Annotated in this window: 5 protein-coding genes and 2 pseudogenes; 6 read left to right on the forward strand and 1 reads right to left on the reverse strand. The window is 72.8% G+C overall.

Translation table 11 applies throughout. From position 1 onward, the window contains the following. The 4 genes and pseudogenes from SACHA_RS24470 to SACHA_RS0110525 all read left to right on the forward strand — a co-directional run. A pseudogene (locus SACHA_RS24470) lies at window positions 1-143 on the forward strand (glucosyl-3-phosphoglycerate synthase); the annotation flags it as partial. A gap of 27 nt (window positions 144-170) precedes the next feature. After that, window positions 171-503 (forward strand): DivIVA domain-containing protein, encoded by a 333-nt coding sequence (locus tag SACHA_RS21460; RefSeq protein WP_019809508.1) that lies wholly within the window; start codon window positions 171-173, stop codon window positions 501-503. Then, window positions 496-948, forward strand: coding sequence for an SRPBCC family protein (locus tag SACHA_RS0110520; protein ID WP_019809509.1), 453 nt, complete (start codon window positions 496-498; stop codon window positions 946-948). Before SACHA_RS21460 ends, SACHA_RS0110520 begins: the two co-directional genes overlap by 8 nt. Beyond that, the gene (locus SACHA_RS0110525) at window positions 945-1,559 is read left to right on the forward strand and encodes a DNA-3-methyladenine glycosylase I (protein WP_019809510.1); all 615 of its coding nucleotides are present in this window, start codon (window positions 945-947) and stop codon (window positions 1,557-1,559) included. Before SACHA_RS0110520 ends, SACHA_RS0110525 begins: the two co-directional genes overlap by 4 nt. A 104-nt stretch (window positions 1,560-1,663) precedes the next feature. Here SACHA_RS0110525 and SACHA_RS0110530 read toward each other — a convergent pair whose 3' ends face one another. Next, window positions 1,664-2,458 (reverse strand): enoyl-CoA hydratase-related protein, encoded by a 795-nt coding sequence (locus SACHA_RS0110530; RefSeq protein ID WP_019809511.1) that lies wholly within the window; start codon window positions 2,456-2,458, stop codon window positions 1,664-1,666. Between the two features lie 187 nt (window positions 2,459-2,645). Between SACHA_RS0110530 and SACHA_RS23870 the strand changes: the two genes are divergently transcribed. Continuing rightward, entirely contained in the window at window positions 2,646-2,813 is a 168-nt protein-coding gene (locus SACHA_RS23870; protein ID WP_007025343.1) for a DUF3117 domain-containing protein, read from the forward strand. Window positions 2,814-2,992: 179 nt separating this feature from the next. After that, window positions 2,993-3,225: pseudogene (locus SACHA_RS0110540) on the forward strand (peptidase M17); the annotation flags it as partial.

Raw genomic sequence — 3,225 nt, forward strand, 5'->3', positions numbered from 1 at the left:
CCGGGGGCGGCCCGCACCCGCAGGGCGCCGCCGCCGAGCTGACGCAGTTCGTGCAGGTCGCCGGGGAATGGGTGCCGGACGTGGCCACCGTCCGGCTGGCCGACCGGCCCCCGATACGGGAGGTGTCGGCGCGGCGCACGTGACGGGCGCGGGTATGTCACGATCGAATCGTGACCACCGCTCTGATCTATCTCCTCGTGATGCTGCTGGTGGCGGCCGTGGTGTTTCTGCTCGCCTCCCTGGTCTTCGGACGGGGCGAGGAACTCGCCCCGCTGGCGCCGGGGAGCTCGCCCACGCGGCTGCCCGCCGAGGACGTCACCGGCGAGGACGTGGCCGCCACGCGGTTCCAGATCGTCGTGCGGGGCTACAAGATGTCCGAGGTCGACTGGGTGCTGTCCCGACTGGGCACCGAGATCGACGAACTCCGCGGGCGGGTCACCGAGCTGGAGGGCCGGCTCGACCGGGGCGAGGTACCGGCGACCGCGGGACGGTGCGATGAGTGACGTGGCCGTCTCGGTGGAGGTCGCGGCCCCCGCGGGCACCACCTGGCTGGCGCTGACCGACTGGGAGCGGCAGGGCGAGTGGATCGTGGGTACCGACGTCCGGGTGGTGTCCGGTAACGGCCGCAGCATCGGGTCCCGCATCGAGGCGTTCACCGGTGTGGGTGGTGTCGGGGTCACCGACACGATGGAGATCACCACCTGGGAGCCACCTGTGCGCTGCACGGTGCGCCACCTGGGCCGGGTCGTGCGCGGAACGGGCGCGTTCCACGTGCAGGCGCGCGGCCCGCAGCGATCGACGTTCGTGTGGTCCGAGGAGCTCGACCTGCCGTTCGGGCCGGTCGGCAAGGCCGGCTGGCTGCTGGCGAAACCCGCGTTCGTGCTGGGGCTGCGCCGGTCGCTGGACCACTTCGCCCGCTTCGCCGAGTCGTACGAGGTGGGTCGGTGAGCGCCGGACCGGCGCCCGGACCGCCCGCGGAGCTCGTCGGCACCGACGGCGTCGTCCGCTGCGCGTGGGGTAACACCGCCCCGGACTACGCCGAGTACCACGACCACGAGTGGGGGGTCGCGCTGCACGGCGAGGCGGCGCTGTTCGAGCGGCTGATCCTGGAGGGATTCCAGTCGGGCCTGTCCTGGCTGACCATCCTGCGCAAACGGGAGGGCTTCCGGTGCGCGTTCGCCGGCTTCGAGCCGTCCCGGGTGGCGGCCTTCACCGAGGACGACGTCGCCCGGCTGCTGGCCGACCCGGCCATCGTGCGCAACCGTGCGAAGATCCGTGCGACGGTGACCAACGCCCGTGCGGTGACCGGGCTCGACGTCCCGCTCGACGCGCTGCTGTGGTCGTTCGCCCCCGACCCGGCCACCCGGCGCCGCCCGCGCACGATGTCCGACGTCCCGGCGACCACCCCGGAGTCGACCGCGATGGCGAAGGCGCTGAAGCGGCGCGGCTTCGTCTTCGTCGGCCCCACCACCTGCCACGCCCTGATGCAGGCCACCGGCATGGTCGACGACCACGTCGAGGCCTGCTTCCGCGCGGGGTCACCTCCCGTTGTGCCGTGAGGGGCACTTTCCCTGCGTGTGACGCAGCGAATGTGCCCCTCACGGCCCCTGATGCAGGGAAAGTGCCCTTCACGGCAACACCCGGGTGGCCGGGTGGGGGGCGGTCATTTGCCGCGGAAGTGGGGGGTGCGTTTGTCGACGAAGGCTTCGACGGCTTCGGTGTGGTCGGCGGTGGCGCCGAGTTCCGCCTGGGCGGCCTGCTCCGCCGCCAGTGCCTCCTGCAGGGTGCTCTCGGCCGCGCCGCGCACCGTGCTCTTGATCCTCGCGTACGCCACCGTCGGCCCCGCGGCGAGTTTCGCCGCCACCGCGTGCGCCCGGGTGGCCAGTTCGTCGTCCGCCACGACCTCGCTGACCAGGCCGGTCCGCAGCGCCTCCGCGCTGTCCACCGTGCGGGCCAGCATCATCAGCTCCATCGCCCGCCCCTGGCCGACCAACCGCTGCAACGTCCACGACGCGGCCGAGTCCGGGCCGAGCCCCACGTTCGCGAAGGCCATCAGGAAGGTCGCCGAACTCGCCGCCAGACGCAGGTCGGCCGCGTACGCGAACGCGGCCCCCGCCCCGGCGGCGGGGCCGTTGACGGCGGCGACGACCGGTTTCGGCATCTCCGTGATCGTTGTCACGATCGGGTTGTAGTGGTCACCGACCGTCCGCAGCGGCGCCTCGTCGCCGGACCGCAGCATCCCCACGTGTTCCTTCAGGTCCTGCCCGGCGCAGAACGCCTTGCCCGCGCCGGTGAGCAGCACCGCGCGCACCGCCGGGTCGTCGGCGGCCTCCCGCAGCGCCGCCAGGAGCCGCTCCTTCAACTCGATGGTCAGCGAGTTGTACGCCGAGGGCCGATCGAGCGTCAGGGTGCGCACCCCGTCCGCGTCGGCCCGCTTCAACACGTCCTCTGTGGTCACCGAATCCTCCGTTGTCGTTGCCGACCGCGAGTGTGACAGGAGCATGAAGCGCATACCAGCGGCGATGGACCACCGTTAAGATCGGTCCGCGTTCGCGGCCCACTCCGCATGGGGGACAATGGAACAGACCCGGTTGCTTCGGCGAGCGCGACCCGGGCGCGCTGGTTCACAACGGAGGGAGCACGCTATGGCGGCCATGAAGCCCCGGACCGGTGACGGTCCCCTCGAAGTGACCAAGGAGGGGCGGGGCCTCGTGATGCGCGTGCCGCTCGAAGGCGGTGGGCGCCTTGTCGTCGAGCTGACGGCCGAGGAGGCCAACGACCTGCACACGGCGCTGCAGGAGGCCGTCGGCTGACAGCGGTGGCAGCCGGTCGGCGGTGTCCCACCGGCCGACGAGACCGCACCCGTCCGTTGCCTTCGAGCCGGGACCCGCTCGGCCCGGCTCGGTTCGTTGTGCCTGGAGGTTCCGTGGCGCGCTCGCCGTTCCCGTCCGTCCCCACCCGATCGGTCGACGTCCCCACGCGATCGGTCGACGTGGTCGTCACCGACACCGCCCGCCGGGGCACCCCCCTGGCGGAGGTGGTCGCCGAGGGGGAGCCGACCCCGCACGACGACGTGCTGGACGACCTCTCGGCGACCCGCGCGCCCGGCGAGGTACAGGTGCTCCCCGGGTCCGACGGCCCCGGGTGGCTGGTCGGCGTGGGCGCGGGCGGCCCACGTTCGTACCGTACGGCCGGGGCGGCGTTCGTGCGAGCCGTGCAGGCGGC

This window comes from Saccharomonospora halophila 8 (assembly GCF_000383775.1).
Taxonomy (GTDB): Bacteria; Actinomycetota; Actinomycetes; order Mycobacteriales; family Pseudonocardiaceae; genus Saccharomonospora; species Saccharomonospora halophila.